We start from the raw sequence: 22,477 nt of genomic DNA on the forward strand, positions 1-22,477 counted from the left end.
GGGAAACAATGACCCAGCGCGAGGTGATCGTCGAGGCCGACGGCGGTTCCCGGGGCAATCCGGGGCCGGCCGGTTACGGTGCGGTCGTCTTCGATGGCGATCACATCCGGATCCTCGCCGAGCGCAGGGAATACCTCGGCATCACCACCAACAATGTCGCCGAATACCGCGGGCTCATCGCGGGTTTGGAGGCGGCGGCCGAGCTCGGAGCTCGGATGGTGTCGGTGCGGATGGACTCCAAGCTGGTCGTCGAGCAGATGTCCGGGCGCTGGAAGGTCAAGCATCCGGCCATGATTCCGCTGGCGGACCGGGCACGCAGGCTGGTCGCCGGATTCGACACGGTCACCTTCACCTGGATTCCGCGCGCCGAGAACTCCCATGCCGACCGGCTGGCGAACGAGGCGATGGATGACGGCACGCTGATCGGCGAGGTGCATGCCGCCGAACGGCAGCTGCTCGATGCCGGGGCGGTCGCCGCCACGGTGGCGGAGGAGGTGCGCGATGCCGAAGAGCAACTGCTGAGCTGGACCGACGAAACATCCGCCCACGGCGCCGAGGAGCACTTGCCGAGCTGGATCGACGAGGCCAGGGACGCGCAGTCGACCGCGGCCGATGCCCGAGTCGCCGAGGGCGACGAGCCACCGACCGCCGCCGAAAAGGCACCCGGCTGGACCGGCGCGACCGGCCGCCCGACCCGCTTTCTACTGCTGCGCCACGGTCAGACCGCGCTTTCGGTCGAGCGCCGCTACTCTGGCCGCGGCAATCCGCCGCTCACCGACCTCGGCCGCGAACAGGCCGCCCGCGCCGCGAAGATGCTCGCCGCGAAGGCCGGTATCGCCGCCGTGGTCACCTCCCCGCTCGGCCGCGCCAGAGACACCGCCGAAGCCGCCGCAACCGCACTCGATGTGCCCGTGCGCATCATCGACGGCCTCATCGAAACCGACTTCGGCGACTGGGAGGGCCTTACCTTCGGCGAAGCCGCACAACGAGATCCGCAACTACACGCCCGCTGGCTCGGCGATCCCTCGACGCCAGCACCGAATGGCGAGAGCTTCGACCAGGTCCGCGAACGCGTGGATGCGGCCCGCCGCGATCTGGTCGCCCTGTATCCGGGTCAGAACATCGTGGTGGTGAGCCACGTGACTCCCATCAAGACCCTGCTGCAACTCGCGCTCGGTGTCGGCCCGTCGCTGCTGTATCGCCTGCATCTGGACCTGGCATCGCTGTCGATCGCCGAGTTCTATCCGGATGGCGGATCCTCGGTTCGGTTGGTCAACGACACGTCCTACCTCTGAGAGGTTTCGGCATCCGACCAATCCGTACTTTTTGCAAAGCGTGAATTATGGCGCATGGCAACGGATTCGGCCTGTCGAAACGGCCCCTTTGGGGTGAATCTCACACGGTAACGTTTCAGACACGCGGATAGCGGTAGGCTTCGGGTCGGTCAGGCACAGGCATCCCGCCGCCTGTCTGGTCGGGGATGACATCGGTCTTCGAACAGTGCTGCTCGGGGGGATGAGAGCCGACGAGCAACGTGGCTCGGTGGTCGCTTCGAAAGGTGAAGGCGTCCTGTGCTGTCCAGTGGGTCGAGGGAAGCGCAGGTTCGAATGAGTAGTCCGGTCAAGGTTGTCGTGCTCGGTGCGGGGATCGGTGGGCTCACCACGGCCGCTGCATTGCGACAGGCGGGCTTCGCGGTCGAACTGTATGAAGCTGCCCCCGAACTGCGCGGCCAGGGATTCGGACTTTCGGTACAGGCCAACGGCATCCACGCGCTGCGCGCGATCGGTCTCGGCATCGAGGAGGAACTGTTCGAGCGCGGCGGCAAGGTCGAGACCTTCCGCTTCAACAACCCGGACGGCACGCCCATCCGGGTGCTCCCGGTGCACCGCCAGGACGAGCGCCTCGGTGCGGCGAGCGTCGCGCTGCATCGCAAGGATCTGCACGCGGTGCTGTTGCGCGCGATCGGCGACACCCCGACTCATGTCGGCGCACAAGCGACTCGGTTCATCGATGACGGTGACCACGTGCGCGTCGAATTCGCCGACGGCCGCGTCGCCGAGGGCGATCTGCTGATCGGCGCCGACGGCATCCACTCCGTGGTGCGCGCGCAGCTGCACGGCCGCGCCGAACCGCGCCCCGGCGATTTCGTCGCCTGGCTGGCCTGCATCCCGTTCGAACATCCGGCCGTCCCGCGCGGCTACTCCGCCCACTACTGGGGCACCGGAATGCGTTTCGGCATCCATGACATCGGCCACGGCCGGGTCTACTGGTGGGGCACCATGACCATGCCCGGCGATGCGGCCGCCGATTGGCAGGGGACCAAGGAAGATCTGCAGCGGCTCTACGCCGACTGGGCGCCCGAGGTGCGCGCCTGCATCGATCAGACCGAATGGGCCGATGTGCTCGCCGTGCCCTGCCAGGACCGTCCGCCGCTCGCGGGCTGGGGCCGCGGCCGGGTCACCCTGCTCGGTGATGCCGCGCATCCCATGCTGCCCAGCCTCGGTCAGGGCGCCAACTCGGCCATCGAGGACGCGGTGGTGTTGGCCCACTCGCTGCGGACCTCGCTGGATCCCGTTGCGGGCCTGCGTCGTTACGAGCAGGTGCGCGCCGAGCGCACGGCCATGTTCGTCAATGGCTCGTGGTCGCTCGGCAAGATCGAGCAGACGACCGATCCCAAGCTGGTGAAGGTGCGCGACACCTACTTCCGGCACGCGCCCACCGAATTCTTCCTGCGCGAATTGGCCAAGCCGATGTCGTTCCCGCCACTCGCCGGACCGACCGCGCGGCTGCCGCGCCCGCTGTCCCCGGTAGAACGCTGGCATTGGATCGCCGATCAGCTTGCGCCGCTGCACATTCTGGCCCGGGTGCGGGTGCACGGGTCGATCACCGCCGAGCAGGTCCGGACCGGACTCGATGCGGTGCAGCGCCGACATCCGCTGCTCGGTGTCGCGGTGGCGGCCGAACCCGACGGCACCGCACCGCGTTTCGTCCCGGTGCCGACACCGATTCCATTGCGCGTTATCGAAAACGCGAATGCGCAGAGCTGGGTGACCGAGGTGGACGAGGTCGAACTGCGCGAGCCGTTCGACTGGCACGGCGGCCCGCTCGCGCGCGCCGTGCTGATTACCGACTCGACCGGCGAGACCAGCGATCTGGTCATCACCCTGCACTACGCGATCGCCGACGGCGAGAGTGCGATGTCGGTGGCAAAGCAGGTGCTGCAGGTCGCCGCCGGCGAGGGTCCCGAACTCGAGCCCGCACCGGTCCGGCCGGGTCCGGAGGCACTGTTTCCGGCGAAGTTCCAGGGCGCCAAGGGCTTCGGCCGTACCGTGGGATCGCTGCTGCGCGATCAGAAGTCGCAGCTCAAGCGTCCGCGTCGACTGGAGCCGACCGAATTGGCCGCGCCAGCCGAGCGGCGCAGCCGGGTCGTGCACCGCAGCCTCGACGCCGATCAACTCGACGCACTGAGCGCCGGTTGCGAGCGCAATGGTGTCGGCCTGCAGGCCGCGCTCTCCGCGGCGCTGCTCATCGCGGCGGCCCGAGAGTCGGGCACCTATAAGGAGTCCTGGTACACCGTCGGCAGTTCGGTGAACTTTCGCGACCACCTCGACGGCGCGGTCGCCGATACCGAGGTCGGGACCTACCAGGGCATGATCGCGACCCCGGCGAAGTACGCGCCGTGGTCCTCGCTGTGGCAGATCGCCGGTGAGATCGAGCGCGAGTACGGCGCGCGGATGGATCGTCGCGATCACCTCGCGGCACTGAATCTGTTGCAGGTCGCCGCACCGAAGTCGGTGGCCGCCAGCGCATCCACGGTCAAGCTGATGGACACCCGCGGTCCGGGCCACCTGTGCATGACCTACCTGGGCCGCTACTCGTTCCCGGACAAGATCGGCTCCTGGCAGCTGTCGGGCGCGCAATTCGTCTCCGGCATGTCGGTGAGCGGCTTCACCATGGCCACCGCCAATGCCACGCACGGCGAATTGTCGTTCAACCTCGGCTATGTCGAGCCCGCGATATCTCGCGAGCGCGCGGAACGTCTCGCCGATGAGAGTGTGCGCGCACTGCTGTCGGTGATCTGACAATGCGGGCCGTCCGCGCCCGCCCATAGACCGCGAATCCCGGTATCGAGGGCGATGCCGGTAATTCGCGCTATCTGAAAACTGGATACAAGTGGTAACTGCTTTGCGTTCGGCGTCGACAGGGGTGGGTCCTGGACAGGTTTGCGCACGGTATGTGCCGCGATCGTCGCGATAGGAGTGACTGTGACGTCCGAAATCAGCGCAACCCCGGAAAGATCCACCGAGGCATGGCCGGTCAGCGCGTATCAGCGCGATGTGCTCGGCCTGGCATTCCGGCTGGCGCCCGAACCCGTTGCCCAACAGACCTATAGCCTGCGCATGGATGAGCCGCTGGATATCGAGCGGTTGCAGGCCTGCTGGCAGCGGGCCCTGATGAGCGATGACGCGCTGCGACTGCGCTTCGCATTCGACAACGGCGAGTTCCGCCAATGGATTTCCGATGACATTCCGCCGGTCGAGGTCATTGATCTGACCGGTGCGCCCGATCCGGAGACCGCGGCTCAGGAGTGGCTGTGGCGCGAGGTCGGCGCGCCGGAGCGGCCGGAGCGGCCCGCCCGGCTGGCCGCGGTGGTGGACCGGCCGGACCGGTTCTTCCTGTACATCTCGGTGCATCACGCACTGGCCGACGGCTATGGCATGAATCCGGTCATCGCCACGCTCGATACCAGCTACAAGCTGAAAGACGTGCCACTCGACCAGCTCGCGGTACCGGAACCCGCCAACGAGCACACCGATCGTTCGGTGGCCACCTACCGGCGGATCATCGAGGACGACGAGGCATACCGGGCCTCCGAGCAGTACCAGGCCGACCGCGACGGACTGCTGGCGGCACTCGACGGTATCGAGCCCGCGCTGTTCGACAACCGGACCAACTCGCCGAGAATCGCACGCGGGCACTACAGCACGATGATTTCGGGGGAGTACCTCGACCGTGTCCGCGCCACCGGCGTCACCGTCTTCGCCTATCTGACCGCCGCGGTGGCGACCTATCTCGCGACGATCCACCGCACCGACCAGGTGGTGATCGGCTGCCCGATGCTGAACCGGCATTCCGCGGAGACGTACCGCACGCAGGGGCACCGAGCCAACGTCGTGCCGCTGCCGGTGCGCGTCGACCGGGACGTGCCGCTCGCGGCAATCGCAGAGCAGGTGACCCGGCAGATTCGGAAGCTGAAGAAGCATCAGCGATTCCCCTACGGTGAGCTGACCCGCGCGTTGAATCCGGATCCGGCCGCGCCGCCGCTGTACGACGTCGCCTTCTCCCACACCAAACTGCCCGATGCCGACTACGTCCACGAGCTGCTCTCGAAGTGGACGGTGCACAATCCGGGTTCGGTGACCAATGCGCTCACCATCGTCACCGCGGAGAACGGCAGGGACGGCTCGATCAGCCTCCAGTTGTTCTACGACAAGGACGTTTTCGACGCGAGCTTCCCGATCGAATCGGCGCTGCGCGGGGTCGGTGAGCTGGTCACCGCATCGCTGGACCGGCCGGAGACCCCGGTGGGCGCGCTGCCATTGCTGTCGCCGCGGATGCGTGCCGATGTGGCGGCCTTCGAGGCGGGGCCACGCAACGAGTTCCCCTACACCACCATCGATCGGCTCTTCACCGAACAGGCCGCCGCGCATCCGGATCGGGTGGCCATCGTGCCCGCCGCAGGTTCCGGTGAACAGCGTCTGACCTACGCCCAATTGTCCGGTCTGGTGGATGGTTTCGCGGCCCGGCTGCATGAGCTCGGCGCCACCGGGAACGAATGCATTCCGGTGGTCCTGGCCCGTTCGACGGATATGTTGATCGCGGTGCTCGGCATCCTGCGCGCCGGTTGCGCCTATGTGCCGCTCGATCCGGACTATCCGGCGGCGCGCATCGAGACGGTGCTCGCGGACTGCGATGCGCGGTTCGTGGTCGCCGGACGCGAGCATGCGCGGGTCTACGCTGGCCTGGGCGTCACCCGCGTCACGGTGTCCGACACCGTGCCCGGCAGCGTCGAAAACGTCTCGCATCCACACAATCTGAGCTATCTGATCTACACCTCGGGCTCGACCGGCGTGCCCAAGGGCGTGATGATCGAACACCGCTCGGTGGTCAACCGGCTGACCTGGATGCAGCGCCGCTATCCATTGGCCGCCGACGATGTCATCCTGCAGAAGACGCCGGTCACCTTCGATGTCTCGGTGTGGGAGTTGTTCTGGTGGGCCATCACCGGGGCCGAGGTCGCACTGCTCGAGGTCGGCGGCGAGCGCGACCCGCGCCGCATCGCCGAGGCCATCGAGGCGCATGCGGTGACGGTCATCCATTTCGTGCCGTCCATGCTGGCCGCCTTCGTGGACGAGCTGGCGGCCGATCGCACGATCGTGCCGCGCATTGCTGGTCTGCGCCGGGTGTTCTGCAGTGGTGAGGCGCTGCCGCCCGCCCTGGTCCGCCGCTTTCATGCGGCCTTCACCGCGGTGGGCCAGCGGCCGCCGCAGCTGGTGAACCTCTACGGGCCGACCGAAGCCACCGTCGATGTCTCGTATTTCGACTGCCCGGACACTGGCGATGCACTCGATGTGGTGCCCATCGGCCGGCCGATCGACAATATCGATCTGCTGGTCCTGGATGAATCCGGACGCCGCATGCCCATCGGGGTGCCCGGTGAACTCAATATCGCCGGTGTCGGCCTCGCCCGCGGTTATCGCGGCCGCCCCGATCTGACCGCCGCCGCCTTCGTCGACGACCTGTCCGTGCCCGGCCGCCGCCGCTACCGCACCGGCGATCTGGCGCGCTGGCTGGCCGATGGCAGCCTGGAGTATCTGGGCCGCTTCGACGATCAGGTGAAGATCCGCGGCAATCGGATCACCCTCGGCGAGGTACAGAACGCGATCCTCGGCTGGCCGGGCGTACGTGCCGCGGCCGTGCTGGACGAGCAGTCCGACACCCACGGACTGCACCTGGTCGGCTACTTCGTCGGCGATGCGGTGACCGGCGAGGAGATCGCCGAACAGATCGCGACCCGCCTGCCCCGCTATATGATTCCGACCCGGCTGCTGCGGGTGGACCGGATTCCGTTGACGCGCAATGGTAAGGCCGACCGCAAGGCGCTGGCCCGCGAGGCGGCGACCGCCGAGCAGATGGACGTCATCGGCGCGGTCGAACCGCGCACACCGGTCGAGGCCGAGCTGGCACAGGTCTGGCGGACCGTGCTCGGTATCGACTCCATCGGTGTACACGACAACTTCTTTACCCACGGCGGCGACTCGATACTCGCGCTATCTGTGCGCACCGCCGCCGAGCGGGCCGGGATGTACTTCGATGTGGACGCCTTCTATCAGCATCCGACCATTGCCGAACTGGCCGGGATCGTCTCGGATGGTCCGGACGGCAACCGGATTCGGATCGTCACTGCACTGGAGACGGTGCCGCTGATCGACCGCGCCGCGCTGCACCAGGCCGAGGACGCATTCCCGGCCACCGCCCTGCAGCTCGGCATGCTGTTCCACAGCATCGAGCGTGCCGATTCGGTGACCTACAAGGACGTCTTCCGCTACCGCTTCGAAATGCCATGGGATGCCGCGCGATTCCGCGCCGCATTCGACCGGCTGGTGCGCCGTCAGCCAGCTTTGCGCTCATCGTTCGAGCTGAGCAAGTACTCGGTGCCGCTACAGGTCGTGCACACCGCGGTCGAATACGACCTGGAGATCGTCGATCTCTCCGATCTCGATCCGGTACTCGCCGATCAAGAGGTCGAGGACTACACCCAGGAGCGCAGGCACGCCCACTACGACCTCACCCGCGCACCGCTGCATGCCGTGCGGGTGTTCCTACGTCCGCTCGAAAGTGCTGGCCAGACCGTCGATCTGGTGCTCAGTTTTCATCACGCGATCCTCGACGGGTGGAGCGTCGCGACCGCGGTGCTCGAGCTGTTGCTCGACTATCTGAACACGTTGGGGCTGGTCGAGACCGGTATCGATGACACCCCGCATGCGACCACCGTGCTCGCCGAATACGCACAGGCCGAAATTGCGGCGGCGCACGACGATTCGGCCCGTGCGTTCTGGCGGGAGGCGCTGGCTGGTGCCGAACCGACGGCACTGACCGCATTGGGTGTGCACAGGGGCGCCGGGGCGGAGGAACCGCGGGCCAGTGCGGTGGTGCCGCGCCGGCTCGCCGAGCGGGTGACCGCCTTCGCCGCCCGGCACCAGGTGCCCGAGAAGGCCGTCTACCTGGCGGCGCACTGCCTGACGCTGCGCACGGTGACCGGCCGCGCCGATATCACCACCGGCGTCGTCAGCCACGGCCGTCCGGACCGGGCGGGCGCGGAAAGCATTGCGGGCCTTTTCCTCAACACCCTGCCGATGCGGCTGGACGATACCGCGACCACCTGGCGCGCGGCCGTCGACCAGATCGCGCGCCGGGAGCGCGAGGCGTATCCGCACCGGCGCTATCCGCTGCGGTCGATGCTGGCCGATGGCGCCCCCGCCTTCGAGACGGCGTTCAACTTCATCAACTATCACCTCTTCGCACCGATTGTCGGCGCGGACGGCGTTGCACTGCGCGATTTCGACGTTCGCGAGGACACCAACTTCCAGCTCCTGGTGACCGTGGCCAACGATCCACGGGACGGCCGAATGTGGGTGCGGGTCAATGGCGATCACACGCTGACCAGGGATCAGTGCGAAACCGTCGCGGTCACCCAGCTGCGCATGCTGGCGGGCATCGTCGCGGATCCGGATGCCGCGATCGATCGCAGCACCGGTCCGGCGACGGCCCGTGATGTCGGCACGCTGGTCGCCGACGCGGCCGCACTCAATCCGGATACGGTCGCCGTACAGGGCGACGAATCCGGCATCACCTACGACGAACTGATCGAACGCAGCGATCGACTTGTCCGGCGGCTCAGCGGCTTCGGCATTCGGACCGGCGATCGCATCGGCATTCTGATGGGCCGTCGCCCGGAGCTGGTACTGCTGGTACTCGCGCTCATGCGGCTCGGCGCGGCCTGCGTGCCGCTCGATGTCAGCTATCCGCGGTCCCGGCTGAACCTGATGATCGACCGCGCCGACCCGCACCGGGTGATCGCCGACGCCGACTACGCCGATATCGTCGACAATGCCGCGCTGGTGTTGGATGCCGCCGACCTATTCGATTCGACGGCCATGGACAATCACACGGAAGCCGCTGCTCCGGAACATATCTCACCCGATGCGGTCGCCTATGTGCTGTTCACCTCCGGCTCCACCGGCGAACCCAAGGGCGTCGCCATGCCGCACCGCGGGCTGACCACACTGGTGGACTGGCAGAACCGCAGCGCATCGGGCATGGACCTGGCCAGCACACTGCAATTGGCGCCGTTGAGTTTCGATGTGTCGTTCCAGGAGATCTTCACCACCCTGGCCGCGGGTTCCACGCTGCGGGTCAGTTCGGTGGATCTGCGCTCCAATGTCGAGGAACTGCTGAATACCGTTGTCGCGGAGGGCATCGAGCGACTGTTCCTGCCCTACGTCGCACTGCAGGCCTTCGCCGAGGCCGTGGTGGCCCGACGGATGTTCCCGGTCGATCTGAAGGTGCTCGCCTCCTCCGGTGAACAGCTGCGCATCACCGACGAGATCCGCGCTCTGTGCAAGGTGGTACCCGGGCTGCTGCTGGAAAACCAGTACGGCCCAACGGAATCCCACGTCGCGACTACCTGCACGCTGACCGGCTCGCCCGATGACTATCCGTCGCTGCCGCCCATCGGCCGCCCGGTCGACGGTGATACCGTCGACCTGCTCGACGGCGCACTGCGTCCGGTGGCCGATGGCGTGATCGGTGAGATCTACCTGGGTGGTCGTTCCCTCGCACTCGGCTACCAGGGCCGGGCAGCACTGACCGCGCAGCGTTTCGTGGCCGCGCACGGCGGCGCGATCCTCTACCGTACCGGCGATCTCGGTGTCCGGCTGGCCTCCGGCGATCTGGTCTGCCTCGGCCGCAGTGACAGCCAGGTGAAGATCCGCGGCTTCCGGGTGGAGCCCGCCGAGGTGGAGCTGTGCATTCTCGGGCTGGCCGAGAAGTACCCGGCCATCACCGAAGCGGCCGTGGTGGCACGGGGTTTCGGTGGAATCGACGGTGCCCTGATCGCTTTCCTGGTCGGCGACGCCGAGCAGACCGATCTGGCCGCGCTGCGCCACGATCTGCGCGGGGTACTGCCCGCGCATATGGTGCCGTCCCGGTTCGTCTTCCTCGACGAACTGCCCCGCACGCCGAGTGGTAAGCGCGACGACGGTGTACTGCGCTCGATCATCGATGCCGTACCGGAATCGGTTGCCGCACATCGGGAACCGGCCGACGAATACGAACGCACCGCCGTCGAACTGCTGGCCGAATACGCCGGTCTGCGTTCGATCGGACTCGACGACGATTTCTTCGCCTCCGGCGGCACCTCCATCGGCGCCATGCGGGTGGTGATGGGGCTGTCCCGACGATTCGGTGTCGAGTTGCCGCTGGATTCGTTCATCGGCGCGCCGACGGCCACCGAACTCGCGGCGCTGATCCGCTCCGGCAATACTCAGCGCACCTTCGACCCCCTGGTGCCGATCAGCGTCGGCGGTCATAAGCCGCCGTTGTTCCTGGTGCATCCGATCGGTGGAAATGTGCTGTGCTACTTGGCCCTTTCCCGCTATCTCGATCCGGATCGGCCGATCTACGGCCTGCAGGCTGCCGGAGCGGACCCGGGCAGCACGCCGGAGAAGTCGATCGTCGCGATGGCGGAGTCCTATCTGGCGGCGGTGCGCCGGGTGCACCCCGAGGGGCCGTACCACCTGGCGGGCTGGTCCTTCGGCGGCAATGTCGCTCTCGAAATGGCGCGTCAGCTGCCCGAACACGAAGTGGCCAGCGTGACGCTGCTCGATACCATGGCGTTGCGGCAGCAGGCCCGCGAACCGATCGCCGAGGAGCAGCTGATCCGCTGGTTCTTCAATGAATTGCTGTGGTACGCCCGCGGAAATCAGGCCGCACTCGTCGATTTCGAACCCGATGTGCACGGTTCCGAGGAACTGTTCGAGGCAATGCTCGCCGAGGCGATCAGATCCGCGATCCTGCCCGCCGACAGCTCACCGCAGGCCATCCGCAGGCTCTACGACGTGTTCTACGCCAATTACACGGCGCTGCTGGAGTACCGGCTCGAACCCTATGACCGCGATATCACCCTGCTGCGGGCCGAACAGGGGCTGCCGCCCGGTGTCGATATCGCGCACCAGGCGGTGGGCAGCATGTTCGACAGCGCGAACAACGGGTGGCAGCAGTACGCGGCCCGGCGCTTCACGCTGGTGCCGGTGCCGGGCGATCACCTGCACATGATGACCGAACCGCATGTCGGTGAGGTCGCTGTGCAACTCGACGCGGCGCTGGCGGCGGCGGATCCGGATCTGGATCGGGAGCTGGGCGCCGAAATGCTCGACGCCTGACCGATGCGACCCGACCGTTATGCGCGACGACCCGCATAACGGTCGGGTTCGGCGCTGTAGCAGGCGTGGTTCTCGTCATGGTGAACTACAGTTTCGAGGTGGCCGCAGCCATCGGGGGTGGCTCGCCATCGCGTGCGCGGTTGGCCAACGCCTGCGTCGATTCCGATGTCGGCCAGCGCTTTTCGAGAGGGAGAGTGGTTGCCGTGAAGTTCGCAATGCTCGCACTGGCCGCGACCGCGGTGGGTTTCGCGGGGGCCGGTACTGCGCAAGCGGCGGGAAATGCCGTGGTCGGCGGAGGTAGCGGTCTGGTCTTCGATAGCAACGCGGTGTGCTCGCTGACCGCCATCGGCTACGACAGCGCCGGGCGACTGGTCGGGCTGACCGCAGGGCACTGCGCCCCGACCGGCGCGCGATTGGGCGCCGAGCAGTTCCTGGACACCGGTGTGATCGGCACCGTCGCATACTCCGATGAGGGCGAGGGCTTGGACTTCGCGGTGCTGGAATTCGATCCGGCGAAGGTCACGCCCGCGCGCAATATCGGCCCGACCACCATCGCCGGGTTCGCCGCCGCACCCGTCCCCGGTGAACCGGTGTGCACGAGCGGGCGCAGCAGCGGAATCGACTGCGGCATCGTGTGGGGCACGCTGGAGAGTGTCGTTATCAACCAGTCCTGTTCCAGGCCCGGCGATTCCGGTGGTCCGGTCACGGTGGGTGATCGACTGGTGGGTATGAATCAGGGGCGGCTGACCAGCCTCGGCGGCCTCGGGTTCAATATTCCGTGCACCTTGGGCGCGAATCCCATTCACTCACCGGCATTTTTCGCGCCGATCGATCAGATCCTTCAGGCCGTGGATGCCACCGGTGGTGTCGGCAGCGGATTCCGGCCCATCTGATCGGATGTGGAGTTCAGCGCCGCGAGTCCGCGCAGGGTTTGGGCGGTGAATGCGTCCAGGGGGTAGAACAATTCGATCGCGAGCTCGGAGAGCGTGATATCGGCGGGTGCGCCGAAGGTGGCCATGGTGCTGAACATGCGCAGTTCGCCGACCGGGGTCCGAATGCGCAATGGGACCTCGAACGGACTCGGTTGTGCCGCATCGTCATCCGGTTCTTCGCGGTAGCCCGGGGGCAGGGGATAGGCGGCGACCTCGTCGTACAGTGTCCGCAGCTCGGCGTCACCGGTCACGTTCACCTGGTGAGACAGTCGCTCCAGGAACAACTCTCGCACCTGGGTCAGGTTGGCGAGTCGGCCCGAGAGGCCATCGGGATGCAGCACCAGCCGATAGACATTCGGCCGCGGCAGCAGCAGTTCGTCGGGGATGCCGGTCATGAACAGGCCCATCGCGGCATTTTCACTGACCACATTCCACAGCCGGTCCACCACGACCGCCGGATAGGGTTCGTGTGCGGTCAGCATGATGTCGAGCGCGGAACGGACCGAGGCCAGGCCCGCGTCATCGAGGCTGCTCTCCCGGTAGGCGGGCGCGTAGTCGGCGGCCAGCAGCAGGGTATTGCGCTCGCGCAGTGGCACCTCCAGTGCATCGCAGAGCCGCAGGATCATGGCCCGACTCGGCTTGGCCCGTCCGGTCTCCACATAGGAGATGTGCCGTGCGGAGCTGTCTGCCGATAGCGCCAGGTCGAGCTGACTGAGTCTGCGCCGCTGCCGCCAGGCGCGCAGTAATGCGCCGACGCGCGTATCCGTCCGAGTTGATGCCACCCGAGCAGGCTAGTCAGCGCCGCCTGCGCTCGGCCATGACCTCCGAGGTTATTGAGACCTGTACCTCGAACCGGGCATGGTCGGTGCCGGGAGCCGATCGGCTGCCATGGATCGACCTCAGGAGAGGGATATGAGCACGTCGACACCGAACACCCGGCCCGCGTCGGACACCGTTTTCTTGCGGACCGTGCTGCGCCTGGACGGATGGGGAACCGGGGCCTTCGGCGTCGTCATGTTCGCCGGAGCGGCGGCGCTGAGTGGACCGTTGGGGCTGCCGACGGCTTGGTCCATTCCATTCGCTGTCGCGATGATCGGCGGCGGGCTCGCCCTGCTGCTCATTGCCGGGTATCCGGAGCTGGTGCCGGGCCACGCGAGCGCGGTCGTCGGCATCAACGCGGTATCGGCGGTGGCACTGGTGGTGTTGGCGTTCTCCGGTGTCCTGGAGTTGACCGGGCTCGGGGTGGTGTTCCTGCTGATCGGAGCGGTGTGGGTTGCGGTATTCGCGGGCCTGCAGGCCCGTGGGGTGCGTCGGGCCGGGCTGTGAGTGCAGCAGCTTTCGACTTGGGGCGAGCTCGGATCGCACTGAGCAACGTATTCGCCGTGATCGTCCGGCCACCGAACCCGAGGTTGTACGGGGTGCTGTTGCTGGCTGCGACGCGCGTGTCAACCCAGACCTTGGTGAAGTGCTGGCGGCGCCGAGCGATGTGCGCGCTCACGTTGAGTCGCCGCTCGTGCGATACCGGGCCGTCGGTCTGAGAAAGGCGGGCGGGTTCATCGCAGTCGACCGGTGCGGTTGGTCATCCGGTCGTCGCGCGTCGCCTCGGTGTGGGGCTGATGTGGCTCCGCGTGTCGTTCGCGGGCGAGTTCGAGCATGGTCAGTCCGGTTTCGCGGATGAGGCTGTCCAGATCGTCGAGCATTTCGGCGATGGCATCGCGGGTCGTCTGCAATTCCTCGGAGCTCGGATCGCGCCGGTCGAAGACGACGCGGAGCTTATGTAGTCGCAGTCCGACATCGAAGAGGCGGCGCACCAGCCGATCGCTGGAATCGGTGAATGCGGTCGCACCTGCGGAAAGCTCATTGGTGGGGGCGAAGGATCGTCGCGGCTTGCGCCGGGGGCCTCGGCCGACGCCCATGCGAATGCCGGGAAGTCGACGGGAGTCGCTCTGCGCGCTCGACCACGCATTGTCTGGCATAACATTCCTCCTGAGTCAGCTGATTCGCATCGGTGGCCACGTTTCGGGACCCGGAGACCTGGGTACCCTAACTCGCGCGATACTGCGGCAGTGATCGGGTCCCCGGGGAATTCGATACTTCTGTACCACTTTTCGTTGTACTCATACGGTAATCACTTGGTACACAACAGGATCTGGATCTCATTGATTCCGCGTTCGTCGCATCCGAGCTCCGCACGTGGTGTGCCGATCGAATAAGGGGGGCTGCTTCGCATGGCATGCGGGTGGACAATGGGGGTATGACAGTAAACGGTGTGCGGGAGTCACGCGAACTGTCGGTCGATGCCTCGCTGCATTTGCTCGGCACGATCGGATTCGGTCGTGTTGCGTTCTCGCGCTACGCGTTACCCGCTATTCGGCCGGTCAGCCACGCGGTTGTCGATGACCAACTGGTGCTCTACGCCGACTCCGCAACAACCAGTTCGCTCGATCGTCAGGTGGTCGCTTACGAGGTGGACACGATCGATCACGAAACCTCCCTCGGCTGGTGTGTGATCGTGACCGGGATTGCCGATACCGTCCGCGACCAACACGAAATCCTGCGCTATCAGCAGTTCTTGCCGGAGCGCACGGTCGGGGCGGGTGATCGGGTGACCAGGATCCTGCCCGATATCGTCACCGGCATCGAATATGTCGCCGAGGACGCCGATCGGTAACCTAACGGTCCGGGATCGGTTCGAGGAGTAGGGGTTCGAGCTTCGCCAGGAAGCGGGCGAAGTGCGGGTCGGCGTCGGTGCGGTCGAAAGTATCGATCTCCCACCACCGCGACTCGCTGAATTCACCTGGGTCCAGGGTGTATCCGCGGGTGCGGTCGCCGCGGATGACATACCAGAGGCTGACATCCTCATGGCCACTGTCGATTCCGACGGTCGTGGTCACAGTGAGAAACAGCGGTTCGGTTCCGTTGACGGTGAACTCGGCGTCGATACCCAACTCCTCGGCCGCCTCGCGTCCGGCGGCGGCCAGCGGATGTTCGCCCGGCGCGATATGACCGCCGGTCGGCAGCCACAGTCCGGCCAGCCGATGGCGGCCGAGCAGGACGCTGCGGGTTCGCGGGTCGACGAGCACCACGTAGGAAACCAGATGCCGTGCGGGGGTATCGGGTTTGACTCGACGAAATACATCGTCGGTGGCGGCGAGCCAGGCCAGCGTTTCCGCGATGTGCTGGCGTTCGAGCTCGTCGAGCGGATCGATGGCGTCGACTATATCGGCGACGGCGGCGGTCGCGAGGTTCATGGCAGGCGACAGTAGCGGCAGGCACCGACAGATCGCTCACTGCCCAGTATCTACCGCCGAGCTATGTCGACGGTTCGAACTCCAGCAGCACCGGTCCACCACCCTGGCCCTTCGGAAGTGGGAAGAAGCTGTGGTGCGTATCCGGATCGACGGCGACCGTATGCGCGCCCTCGGCAAGGTGATCGGATGCGATGGCGATGGTGTGTTGGGCGCGCTGGTCGAAGATGCTGACCCACCCGCTCTCGGCGGCCACATACAGCCGATGGGCCGAATCGTCGTAGACCAGCACATCGGGAGTCCGGCCGACGCTGTTCGCATCGATGACGGTGCGGTGCGTGAGATCGACGGTGACCAGGTGGGCATTGTCCTCGCACCCGACGAACATCAGCCGGTCGGCCGCATCCAGCGCCTGCCCGTGCGGTCCGGCGCAGCCGGGTACCGGGATGCGGTCGATCACCGTCAACGGCTGCGGATCGATGACGGCGAGATCGGCGCGGCCCTGCACCGCGACGACCATTCGGTCGGTATCGGAGTCATAGACGACATTGCCGACCTCGCCGCCCAATGGCACCGTGCCACGGACGGTTCCGGTCTCGGCGTCGATAACGGTTTCGGTCCCGGCACGCTGGTTGGTGGTCCATACCGCGTCCCGGCGCGGATCGTAGGCGAGTCCGTCCGGATAGTCACCGGTCGGTGAGGTGCGCAGGATCGTGCCGCTATCGGAGTCGATGGTCGCGAGTTGGTTGCGTCCGGTCGCGGTCGCGAAGATTCGATGCCGCTGCGGAACCGCGAGCACGCCGTGCACGTCGGGCAGATCGGCAATTGTACGCACTACGCGATGGGCCCGGATATCGATCTCGACGACCGCACCCGCACCCATATGCGCCACCCACAGCAGGCCCGATCCGGCATCGAGGCTCATGTAGTCGAATCGCACGGCCGCACCGGGCAGGTCGAGCTGCCCGAGTAGATGCAGGGGCAATGGGCTCGGCTGGGGCGGCGTCGAGGTACCGCACCCGGTCGCCACCATGACGATCGCGCAGGTCAGGGCCATCGGCCAGGTCGGTCGCATCGAGCCTCCCGTCGAAGGCAACCGTGGGTTCAGACTAGTCCGGGAGCGGATAGGGGGCGTGGATCCGGGCAGCGCAAGGGTGCATCCGTCGGTCCGGTCAGACCGGGAAGGTGAAGCCGACCTTGCGGGTCGTGGGGTCGGCGGCGATCAGGCGCACCCGGACCTTCGAACCCTCGGGTGGTGCGCCCAGGCAGGGGCCGACCACGGGTGGGTCGGCGACGAAGACTTCGGCGGGGCGGCTGCCATTGGCTTCGCGCACCACCACGGCGTCGAAGACCGTGCCGCCGCGTTCGGCGAGCAGGGTGGCCTCGGTCAAGTCGATACAGGCGCGTTCCACCTTGCCCGCGATGCTGTCGCTGCGCTTCATCGAGTCGGCGGTGGGGACCAGGCCGTCGCGAACCCATTGCGGCACTTCGGTTCCGGCGCAGCGGGCCAGGCAGATCTCGGTGGCGAACCGGTCCGCGAGGCGACGCAGCGGCGCGGTCACATGTGCATACGCCGCGCCGATCGCGCTGTGCTGCAGATTGTTGGGCGAATTGCTCCCGGATCGAGCGTCGTTCGTCGATCGCGGGCCGCCGGTCGCCCGGCCGCTTCCGGCCTCCTGCCCGCCGCCGGTCGGTCCACCGCCAACCGGTTGCCCACCGCCGGTCACCGCCGCGCCGCCGGTCGGCGCACCACCCGCCGCTGCGATGCCACCGTCGAGCACGGTGTAGGCAGCGCCCCGCAAGAGCCCGGTCGCTTCCGACATCAGCACCAGCGTCGCGGGCGCGTTCGGATCCAACCCGGCCAACATCCGCCCGACGGATTCGTCCGCGGGCCATTCGACCCCGAGCGCCGCGGCGGTCCTGCGCATCGAATCGATCGCCGATTCCGTGGGCGGCGGCATGGTCCGCAAGAGTGCGATGCGCGCACCGGCATCGGGTGCGCCATCGGATGCACTGCCGTTCAACATGATTCGCGCCGCACACATACCGGTGAGCAGTGAAACCTGCTCGTTCCAGTCGTCGGCCGGGGTGCGCGGTTCGACAACGAGGCGCCAGTGCCCGTCGGCGCTGTCATCGCGGATAATGCTCTGGGCGGGCAGTCGCAGCCCGATTGCGCCGCGCGCCAGCCCGGCCTCGATGCGCCGCGTGCCGAATTCCGGCAGGGCCGCGATCGAGGGATGCAGGTGGTTCGCGTCGGCGTCGGTCTGGACGCTCGCGTAGTCGAGCCGGGCCCGGGAGCGCACGGTCGCCCGGACCACCGAGAACCGTTGCGGTTCGGCGTTCTCATCACATTCGATGGTCCACAGGGCGGCGGGCCTGGTCTGTTCGGGGAGCAGGCTCGCGGAGTTCTCCGACAGGATCGTCGGATGCAGCGGCACGGTGCCGTCGGGGAGATAGAAGGTTTGGCCGCGCATACCCGCTTCTCTGGCCAGTGGGCCAGCCGGGTCGATGACGGCGCCGACATCGGCGATCGCGTAATGCACGGTGAAGCCGGATGCGGTGCGTTCGATATGTACCGCCTGGTCCAGATCCATGGCGCCGGGCGGGTCGATCGTGACGAACGGAATATCGGTGCGATCACTGCGATGGCCCGCGAACGCATCGAACGCGTCGCGGGCCGCCGCGGCGGCCTCGGCGGGATACGCCGAGGCCAATCCGAATTCGGATCGAATGGCACCGAAATCGACCGGTGCCGAGACGATCCGCTGATGGAGTTCCACGGTTTCGCAGTCGTGCTTCTACTGCAGTGCCAGCATGGTGCCGTTCAATTCATTGAGCGGACCGTACACAGTAAAGGTCACCCGTCCACCCGGGACACTGGCCGAGACGTCCGCCGCGGCGTCGAGCGCCTCGCCGAACGACGCCGCCGACGGATGCGGCAGACCGGCGATGGCCTGCCCGATGTGATTCTGGTGCACCCAGGCGGTGTCGGCCGAGTTGAGGTCGACCTGGACCCCACCCGCCAGCGGGGTGACCGCGACCGCCGAGGCGGATCCGGTGCCCAGCATGGCGAAAACCGATGCGGCCCCGGCAATCAACGCACCGGCGACCAGTGAACGAACAATCCGCATAAAGTTTCAGACCTGCTTCCGTGATCGAAGAATGGGGAGGGTTCGTGGCGGCCCGGCAACGGGGCTTACCAACGGCGCCTACTCTATGACGTCGATCACGTTCAAGGCCAGTTCCCGCCGAAGCGACATACCGAACACGCCGAGCCGGGCGTCGCCACACCGTGACTGCTAGGGTTCCCCGGCGTGGCGGGGTTTGCCTTTCCCCGCACATTCGCAAGTGTCCCGTACGTCGACAATTGGGAGTTATCCACTGATGTCAACGATTCTTTTCGATTACCTGATGCCCCTGCTCGGCCCCGAGCAGGCGACGTATTGGGCTCAGGTGTTCATGGTCAACCCGCTCTGACCGCACAGTCACCGATGCGGTGTTCGTCGCCTTCCGTTAACCACACGGGAGGCGGCGTTTCCCGAGTGCCGCTAGCATCCCGCTCCGTGACCAGAACTACCGCCGCGATCGCGGCAAGCTCCGCCGTATTCGCCCTGCTCATCGCTGGTTGCAGCGATGACAAGTCCTCCTCCACCGCTGCCTCCGGCGCCGCGACCACTTCGGCGGCCAGCGCGGCCGGCTCCGAAACCATGGATAGTGTCAAGGCGGGGACGTTCGTCGTCAGCTACCGCAGCGCCTTCCCCAAGCTCGCCGATGGCAAAGACGACGCCAAGATCCGCGACGTCCTGGTCGAGACATGCAAGGACATCAAGGGCGGCAAGAGCGAGGACGAGATCGTCCAGAACGTCATCAAGCGCACGAAGGGCAGCGCCGAGGCCTCCAAGGAAGAGGCCCAGGCGATCTACCAGATGGCGAAGATGCTCTGCTGATCAGCTTTTCGGGCTGATCATTCCTTCAGCCACGGCAGGTAATTGGGCAGGTATTTCAACACGTATCCGACGGTGATCATGACAATGATCGAGATCACTGGAATCAGTATGGACATCGGCCCGGTTTCCTTACGTTGTGCTACCGATGCGGGCTGTACGGCGCTGGACCGTCGCCGTACCCGTATCGGTATACGCCCGCTGTGTTACGAGCGCATACCGTCTTGGCTCGTCGCGGGCGTGTTGCCGGAACCGAGTGCCGGGGTCGGTTCGGGTGGGGTGATCTCCGGTGCCATCGATTCCGGTGCGGCCGGGGTGGGCTCGGACTCCGCCGACGTGCTACCGGCGGTGGTCGGCTCCGACGGGGTACGGCTGTCGAGGAAGCGCAGCAGTTCCACCGGGAACGGCAGCACCAATGTCGAATTCTTCTCCGCCGCAACCTGAACCACCGTCTCCAGCAGCCGCAGTTGCAGCGATGCCGGCGATTCCGACATCTGGGCGCCCGCCTGCGCCAACATCTTCGACGCCTGCAACTCGCCCTCGGCGGAGATGACCCGCGCCCGCCGTTCCCGCTCCGCCTCGGCCTGCCGCGACATCGAGCGCTTCAGCGAATCCGGGATGGAGACATCCTTGATCTCCACTCGGTCTATGTGGATGCCCCAGCTCAGTGCCGGGCTATCGATCATGATCTCCAGGCCCTTGTTCAACTCCTCGCGGTTGGACAACAGGCTGTCCAGATCGCTCTTGCCGATGATCGACCGCAGCGAGGTCTGCGCCACCTGCCCCACCGCGAACAGATAGTTCTGCACCTCCACCACCGCGCAGACCGGGTCGATCACCCGGAAATAGACCACTGCGTCGACCCGGACGGTGACGTTGTCGCGGGTGATGCCGTCCTGCGCGGGCACCGGCATGGTGACGATCTGCGTGGAGATCTTGCGCATCCGGTCGACGAACGGAATCAGCATGCGCAGCCCGGGATCTCGGGTGCCGACCACCCGGCCGAACCGGAAAACCAGCCCCTTTTCATATTGTGCGACGATGCGCGCGCTCATCGCGGTGAGCACCCCGCCCGCGATTGCCCCGACCCCGCAGATCGCCCCGATAATGGCAAGAATATCCATGGTTACACCCCGTACGAAGTGCCTGACCGCACCGAAAACCGGATCGACGGTCCACTTCCATCATGGCACTGGATGCCCCGGTGGGCACTGGATTACGGGGGCGGGCGAGTTGGCCTGTAAGCCGGATCCTGTCCCCGGTTCGCACCGGGTGACGGCCATCCATCTGGACACACCGTTGCCGGGTGCCTCGAGCGGTCCACCCGCAGGCTCGGGCGAGCAACCCTCGAACACCTGCGCAGCCGCATCGCGAACGATGCGACCTTCGACCTTGCTCCGGGCGGGGTTTACCTAGCCGCCCCGGTCACCCGGGGCGCTGGTGCGCTCTTACCGCACCGTTTCACCCTCACCGCACGATCCCGGAGGATCGTGGGCGGTCTGTTTTCTGTGGCACTGTCCCGCGGGTCACCCCGGGTTGCCGTTAGCAACCGCCCTGCTCTGTGGAGTCCGGACTTTCCTCGGTGCCGGGCGGCAGCACTCGCGTGCCCGTTCCCGTCACCGCGGCCGCCCGGCCAACTCGTCCGCAGCGTTTAGCCTACTTTGATCACGGGGTACCTTGTTCACTGGCCTGACTGGTGACCGGTCGGGGGGTAGTAGTTCGGACCGAAACAGTACGGTGAGGTGCCATGGAACGTGTCGAGGTCAGTTTTCCCTCGGGTAGTGAACAGTGCGCTGCCTGGCTGTATCCCCCCGACGGCATTCCCAAGCCCCGCCCGCTCGTGGTGATGGGGCACGGTCTGGGGGGCAACCGAGAAATGGGTCTGGATCGGTACGCCCGCCGGTTCGCCGCCGCGGGCATGGGCGTGCTGGTATTCGACTACCGGCACTTCGGCGCCAGCCAGGGTGCGCCGCGCCAGCTGCTACATATCGCCCGGCAGCGTGCGGACTGGCGCTCGGCCATCGCGTACGCACGGACGCTGCGCGGCTTCGACGCCACTCGAATCGCCCTGTGGGGCACCTCATTCGGTGGCGGCCACGTGCTGGCCGTCGCACCCGACGACGACTACATCGCGGCCGTGGTCGCCCAGGTTCCGTTCACCAGCGGCTGGGCCTCGGCCATGGCGAAGGGGCCGACCAGTCTGACCAAGGTGGCAACCATCGCGGCAACCGATCTGCTCATCGGCCCGATTCGGCGCAAGCCGGTTCGTATCCGGCTGGCCGGACGCAAGCGCGCGGCGGCGCTGATGAGCGCGCCGGATGTGCCGGAGGGATATGGCAGGCTGGCCGAGGAGAGCGAGACCTACGAGCCGAAAGTCGCCGCCCGCGTTGCCTTCTCGACACTGTTCGATTCCCCCGGCCGCCGGGCCAAGGCGCTGAAGATGCCGGTGTTCTACGCGATCGCCGACAACGACAGCATCGCACCGCCAAAGCCGACGCTGCGCGCGGCCGAACGCACCAAGCATGCGATCGTAAAGCGTTATCCGGTGGGACATTTCGACCTCTACTTCGATGACGTCTTCGAGCAGGCCGTGTACGACCAGACCGAGTTCTTGGTATCGGTACTGCGCCCCTGACCTGATACCCCGTCCAGCCAGCTCCTTGCCGTATCGCCCCCTCGGTCCAGGGGCGGTCGAAGGTAGTCGAAAGGTGGTCGCCCAGGCCGCATTCGACGCCATGTGACTACGCTCGGCGGGCGGCGGGAGTGGGTAGCGGAGCAGTCTGTTTGGATGGGCACTGGCTGTTGTGGTGATGCCGACGGTATTCTGGGGCCACCGGACCGGTCGATCA

At 66.6% G+C, this 22,477-nt stretch carries 15 protein-coding genes and 1 other RNA gene; 8 read left to right on the plus strand and 8 right to left on the minus strand.

The genetic code is table 11. From position 1 onward, the window contains the following. The first annotated feature begins 8 nt into the window (after positions 1-8). The 4 genes from ABZ293_RS29175 (at position 9) to ABZ293_RS29190 (ending at position 12,397) form a co-directional block, all read left to right on the plus strand. Positions 9-1,295 carry a bifunctional RNase H/acid phosphatase gene (locus ABZ293_RS29175; RefSeq protein ID WP_355185806.1) on the plus strand — a complete coding sequence of 429 codons (1,287 nt, stop codon included), beginning with the start codon at positions 9-11 and terminating at the stop codon, positions 1,293-1,295. A gap of 312 nt (positions 1,296-1,607) precedes the next feature. Then, positions 1,608-4,082, plus strand: coding sequence for an FAD-dependent monooxygenase (locus ABZ293_RS29180; protein WP_355185808.1), 2,475 nt, complete (start codon positions 1,608-1,610; stop codon positions 4,080-4,082). Positions 4,083-4,265: 183 nt separating this feature from the next. Further along, positions 4,266-11,504 carry an amino acid adenylation domain-containing protein gene (locus ABZ293_RS29185; RefSeq protein ID WP_355185810.1) on the plus strand — a complete coding sequence of 2,413 codons (7,239 nt, stop codon included), beginning with the start codon at positions 4,266-4,268 and terminating at the stop codon, positions 11,502-11,504. 203 nt (positions 11,505-11,707) lie between these two features. Further along, a complete protein-coding gene (locus ABZ293_RS29190; RefSeq protein ID WP_355185812.1) occupies positions 11,708-12,397 on the plus strand; it encodes a S1 family peptidase in 690 nt (229 codons plus the stop codon). On the opposite strand, the gene ABZ293_RS29195 is transcribed toward ABZ293_RS29190, so the two are convergent. Continuing rightward, complete coding sequence (locus ABZ293_RS29195) at positions 12,346-13,218, minus strand: helix-turn-helix transcriptional regulator (protein ID WP_355185814.1); 873 nt, start codon at positions 13,216-13,218, stop codon at positions 12,346-12,348. The genes ABZ293_RS29190 and ABZ293_RS29195 overlap by 52 nt on opposite strands. A 130-nt stretch (positions 13,219-13,348) precedes the next feature. On the opposite strand from ABZ293_RS29195, the gene ABZ293_RS29200 reads away from it, so the two are divergent. Continuing rightward, a complete protein-coding gene (locus ABZ293_RS29200) occupies positions 13,349-13,762 on the plus strand; it encodes a hypothetical protein (RefSeq protein WP_355185816.1) in 414 nt (137 codons plus the stop codon). A gap of 227 nt (positions 13,763-13,989) precedes the next feature. Here ABZ293_RS29200 and ABZ293_RS29205 read toward each other — a convergent pair whose 3' ends face one another. After that, the gene (locus tag ABZ293_RS29205; RefSeq protein ID WP_355185818.1) at positions 13,990-14,412 is read right to left on the minus strand and encodes a hypothetical protein; all 423 of its coding nucleotides are present in this window, start codon (positions 14,410-14,412) and stop codon (positions 13,990-13,992) included. Between the two features lie 278 nt (positions 14,413-14,690). Here ABZ293_RS29205 and ABZ293_RS29210 point away from each other — a divergent pair, with 278 nt between their 5' ends. After that, positions 14,691-15,107, plus strand: a complete 417-nt coding sequence (locus tag ABZ293_RS29210; RefSeq protein WP_355185820.1) for a pyridoxamine 5'-phosphate oxidase family protein — start codon at positions 14,691-14,693, stop codon at positions 15,105-15,107. A gap of 1 nt (position 15,108) precedes the next feature. Here ABZ293_RS29210 and ABZ293_RS29215 read toward each other — a convergent pair whose 3' ends face one another. The 4 genes from ABZ293_RS29215 to ABZ293_RS29230 form a co-directional block, all read right to left on the minus strand. Next, the gene (locus ABZ293_RS29215; protein WP_355185822.1) at positions 15,109-15,687 is read right to left on the minus strand and encodes an NUDIX domain-containing protein; all 579 of its coding nucleotides are present in this window, start codon (positions 15,685-15,687) and stop codon (positions 15,109-15,111) included. Positions 15,688-15,748: 61 nt separating this feature from the next. Continuing rightward, positions 15,749-16,759: a YncE family protein gene (locus ABZ293_RS29220; RefSeq protein WP_355185824.1), complete on the minus strand. Its 1,011-nt coding sequence runs from the start codon at positions 16,757-16,759 to the stop codon at positions 15,749-15,751. A 97-nt stretch (positions 16,760-16,856) separates the two neighbouring features. Next, positions 16,857-18,464, minus strand: coding sequence for an RNB domain-containing ribonuclease (locus ABZ293_RS29225; RefSeq protein ID WP_355185826.1), 1,608 nt, complete (start codon positions 18,462-18,464; stop codon positions 16,857-16,859). Positions 18,465-18,482: 18 nt separating this feature from the next. Next, complete coding sequence (locus ABZ293_RS29230; protein WP_354961969.1) at positions 18,483-18,815, minus strand: hypothetical protein; 333 nt, start codon at positions 18,813-18,815, stop codon at positions 18,483-18,485. 432 nt (positions 18,816-19,247) lie between these two features. Here ABZ293_RS29230 and ABZ293_RS29235 point away from each other — a divergent pair, with 432 nt between their 5' ends. Continuing rightward, positions 19,248-19,631 (plus strand): hypothetical protein, encoded by a 384-nt coding sequence (locus ABZ293_RS29235; protein WP_355185828.1) that lies wholly within the window; start codon positions 19,248-19,250, stop codon positions 19,629-19,631. Between the two features lie 203 nt (positions 19,632-19,834). Here the strand turns inward: ABZ293_RS29235 and ABZ293_RS29240 are convergent, their stop codons facing one another. Further along, positions 19,835-20,752, minus strand: a complete 918-nt coding sequence (locus ABZ293_RS29240; protein ID WP_355185830.1) for a slipin family protein — start codon at positions 20,750-20,752, stop codon at positions 19,835-19,837. Between the two features lie 101 nt (positions 20,753-20,853). Then, positions 20,854-21,269, minus strand: an RNA gene (rnpB, locus tag ABZ293_RS29245) — RNase P RNA component class A. Positions 21,270-21,375: 106 nt separating this feature from the next. Here rnpB and ABZ293_RS29250 point away from each other — a divergent pair. Beyond that, on the plus strand, positions 21,376-22,263 hold the full coding sequence (locus ABZ293_RS29250; protein ID WP_355185832.1) for an alpha/beta fold hydrolase: 888 nt from the start codon (positions 21,376-21,378) through the stop codon (positions 22,261-22,263). Positions 22,264-22,477: the final 214 nt, after the last annotated feature.

The organism is Nocardia sp. NPDC005998, assembly GCF_040614395.1.
In the GTDB taxonomy this organism is placed as follows: Bacteria; Actinomycetota; Actinomycetes; order Mycobacteriales; family Mycobacteriaceae; genus Nocardia.

Excerpts from the sequence above, each read along its gene's own strand:
- ABZ293_RS29175 (WP_355185806.1), top strand. The coding sequence starts at position 9 with ATGACCCAGCGCGAGGTGATCGTCGAGGCCGACGGCGGTTCCCGGGGC.
- ABZ293_RS29180 (WP_355185808.1), top strand. The coding sequence starts at position 1,608 with ATGAGTAGTCCGGTCAAGGTTGTCGTGCTCGGTGCGGGGATCGGTGGG.
- ABZ293_RS29200 (WP_355185816.1), top strand. The coding sequence starts at position 13,349 with ATGAGCACGTCGACACCGAACACCCGGCCCGCGTCGGACACCGTTTTC.
- ABZ293_RS29205 (WP_355185818.1), bottom strand. The coding sequence starts at position 14,412 with ATGCCAGACAATGCGTGGTCGAGCGCGCAGAGCGACTCCCGTCGACTT.
- ABZ293_RS29210 (WP_355185820.1), top strand. The coding sequence starts at position 14,691 with ATGACAGTAAACGGTGTGCGGGAGTCACGCGAACTGTCGGTCGATGCC.
- ABZ293_RS29215 (WP_355185822.1), bottom strand. The coding sequence starts at position 15,687 with ATGAACCTCGCGACCGCCGCCGTCGCCGATATAGTCGACGCCATCGAT.
- ABZ293_RS29220 (WP_355185824.1), bottom strand. The coding sequence starts at position 16,759 with ATGCGACCGACCTGGCCGATGGCCCTGACCTGCGCGATCGTCATGGTG.
- ABZ293_RS29230 (WP_354961969.1), bottom strand. The coding sequence starts at position 18,815 with ATGCGGATTGTTCGTTCACTGGTCGCCGGTGCGTTGATTGCCGGGGCC.
- ABZ293_RS29240 (WP_355185830.1), bottom strand. The coding sequence starts at position 20,752 with ATGGATATTCTTGCCATTATCGGGGCGATCTGCGGGGTCGGGGCAATC.
- ABZ293_RS29250 (WP_355185832.1), top strand. The coding sequence starts at position 21,376 with ATGGAACGTGTCGAGGTCAGTTTTCCCTCGGGTAGTGAACAGTGCGCT.